Raw genomic sequence first — 3,239 nt, forward strand, 5'->3', positions numbered from 1 at the left:
TAAAATGACGAAGGAGGTAGCCTAGATGCCAAAAAAACTTGTATCCTTATGGAAATCGAATTTCTTTAAAATGGCACTATTGATTTTGTTATTTGTTGCGGCTGCCTTGATTATCATGGCTATGATGCTTGGACAGCAAGCAGGACAGTTCGTAATTCGAGCACAATCTGGTGATATTTCAAAATCTATTGCAGTAACAACAGAATTAGATAATAAAGAAAGTTACCAGCCAAGCTTAACTGTAGAAGGTATGGATGAGATGAATGATTATTCACCAGAATACTTCTTACAGGCGGATTATCAAACATTAAGAAAGCTTTGCTCAACACCTGGTTTAACAAATCATGATAACAATTCCTTATATATTTATACATTTTATATAATTAATACATCAGTATCTGGTGGTGTTGGTGTCAATGTTACATTAAAATATTCGAATGTAACAAGGTATTTAGATGAAATCGTTCGTGTATTAACTTATTATGAAACATACAATGTGAGTGACCCACAGGTTTATCAGAAGCCTGATTCACTTGATAGAGCACAGAAAGTTTCGGATGAGCTTCATAAAAATGATGCTGTAAAGCCTGTGATTACAAGTATTGATTATCCAAGATATATCCTAACACCGAATCCATTTGTTGATTCAGCAAATAATTCCCAAGGTACAGTATTTAATAACCAACAAATCAATATTGGTTATGGTGATGGTATGGATTATGTAAAATATTCCGTTATGTTCTGGCTTGAGGGTGATGATCCTGATTCCACATATTTTGGTAATGAATTATTTAGTGGTACGATTAAATTTGATATGACCATTGCCGTATCAATGTAATTACTTTAATTCCAAGTAAAGGAGGTTGAGGTATGAAAAGTAATATAGCAAGAAAGTTAATCATGGGCCTTGCTGCAGCTTGTGCAACAGCCGTTTGTCTAACCTCAACTACCTATGCGTGGTTTGCAAAGAATGCAAATGCGTGGACTGAGGAATTCACAATCAGGCTTCACACAGAAGAAGGACTTGAAATCTCTGTAGATGGTATAAATTATTATGATACCATCACAAAGAGTCAATTAACTAAGGCAATCGCACTTCAAAGATATAATCTAGTAAATGATGAGGATAAGACCTATGCTGAATTAACTGAGGAAGAGGTTCATTCCTATGGAGCTACAAGCTTATCTCCTGTATCACCAGATTCCAATTGGAATTTCTGGGGCTACAATACCGTAGATTATGCAGTAGAAGATCCAAAAGAATATATTGATGGTGCATATTATATGCCAGTGAATTTAACAGAAAAGAAAGCGACAGCTTCTTATCTTAAATTTGATTTATATTTTAGAGCGATCCCATCATCGAATGATCCAAAGGATTCCTATAAATTAATATTTGCGGATAGCGATCATGATGAAGGAATGGGTGTATCCTACATTAAGGGTGATACTTCAACCATTCCACTTCATAATGAGCTTAAGGTATTAGAATCTAAGGATACAAGACCTCTTGGGCCTACGGGTGTGCTTGGTCTATATAAATCTGGAGATGAAATTGAAGTCAACCCAGCAAATGCAATGCGAATTGGAGTTGCTGGAAATATAAATAAGATTTATGAGCTCAATGAAGGATTAGGCTCTAGTGCATACTTGAATGCACCAGAGGGATTACATGATCCGAATACGAATCCAATGGTAACTTATTTCAATAATACTCATCAAAGCGCGGATCTATATTTAAGAGATTATACAACAGAGTATGTTGAAACAATTAAGAATTTTGATGGTTTAGAATCCTTAGGTAATTTCACAAGAGATTCAGAAGGCAATTATAATATTGTAACTGCTACATTCTATGTTTGGTTAGATGGATTTGATGCAGATTATCTAGAAGGTGTAGATACAAATTCTATTCGCTTCTTCCTAAATTTCACAAAGGTGGAGGGATAGAGTATGAAACAAAAAACACTTAAGTTAATTTTATCTGGGATAGCATCCTTAGCCCTAGCCGTATCCTTAACCGCTACAACATTTGCCTATGTATTAATTGGCAATAATGTAGTAGTAGAAGAATTTGATTTTGAGGTTCAAGGTCAGGAAGGTTTACTTATCTCACTAGATGGTAAAAATTTCAGCCAAGATATTACTTCTGAGCAATTAAAAGTTTTAATCGCAGGCTCAGTTGAAGAATTCGACAAAAATAGAATTATTGGTACTACCGTAAAGCATGAATCAGGTAATGCAGTAGTTGATGAATATGGTCTAAATTTCACAAAGGAATTTATAGATTACGATAGCACAACAGATACCTACAGTAGAGACTTTAAGGGTGCCATACCAAACAAGGATTACATCAAATTTCCTTTATATTTTAAGGCATTAAATACAGAAACTTCCGCAACCAATTTTGAATTATCCTTTGGTGAAAGAACGTATATATCTGCCCCAACATCTGAAGTTGAGCTATATAACAGTTTTAATACTTATACTCTAAATGAACAGGGCAAGTATAAAAAGACCTCTTATACGCAAGGAATGAAGCTTAAACAGAATGTAGCAAACGCAATGCGTATGGGAATTTACAATGAAGACGAGACGAATAAACTCTCTGTCTATGAAGTCGTTGATGAAGATGACTTAGGTTCAGCAGCAATCGAAGGAAAGACGGATGCAAAACACGATCCTTATTCATCTATCATGATAAATTATTATAATGTATTGTTCCCTAGATATCCATTTAGCAATGGTACACTTGTAGAGGATAAATTAGATACGAGTGATAACAAGCTAAAGAATGTTCAAGGAGCAAAAGATGGCGAAGCATTTAATACCAAATCGAATTATGGTACTAAAGACGCAGAAGGGAATTGGAATGGCCAAAGAGTTGGTTCATTCACTACTCAAGATACACTACATATTACCGTTTACATTTGGCTTGAGGGCTGGGATGCAGATTACCTAATCGGCACTACCGTTGAAGGCGCAAAGCTAAAGTGTGGACTTGAGTTTAACCTTCGAGAAGCTTAAATTAAATTTGCTTTAGATAGCCAAAGGCTATTTAAATAAATGACATGAACTCCCCATGTCAAAATCAGCATAGCTGAAATAAAAAGTAAAGGAGGTATTATGAAGCTCTTAAGAAAAACGATCATGGGCGTATGTGCACTAACATGTACCGCACTAACCTTCACAACAGCAACGTATGCGTGGTGGAAGAACTATTCGAATGCAACCGTACA

Annotated in this window: 3 protein-coding genes; all 3 read left to right on the forward strand. The window is 35.4% G+C overall.

The window, feature by feature from the left end:
• Positions 1 to 25 precede the first annotated feature (25 nt).
• From SPJ17_RS03745 to SPJ17_RS03755, 3 genes are read left to right on the forward strand one after another with little or no spacing between them, the layout of a single operon-like run.
• A complete protein-coding gene (locus tag SPJ17_RS03745; protein WP_321092880.1) occupies positions 26 to 838 on the forward strand; it encodes a hypothetical protein in 813 nt (270 codons plus the stop codon).
• A 32-nt stretch (positions 839 to 870) separates the two neighbouring features.
• Positions 871 to 1,950 (forward strand): hypothetical protein, encoded by a 1,080-nt coding sequence (locus SPJ17_RS03750; RefSeq protein ID WP_321092881.1) that lies wholly within the window; start codon positions 871 to 873, stop codon positions 1,948 to 1,950.
• 3 nt (positions 1,951 to 1,953) lie between these two features.
• A complete protein-coding gene (locus SPJ17_RS03755; protein WP_321092883.1) occupies positions 1,954 to 3,027 on the forward strand; it encodes a hypothetical protein in 1,074 nt (357 codons plus the stop codon).
• Positions 3,028 to 3,239: the final 212 nt, after the last annotated feature.

The sequence above is a fragment of the Anaeroplasma sp. genome, assembly GCF_034179385.1.
In the GTDB taxonomy this organism is placed as follows: domain Bacteria; phylum Bacillota_I; class Bacilli_A; order Acholeplasmatales; family Anaeroplasmataceae; genus Anaeroplasma.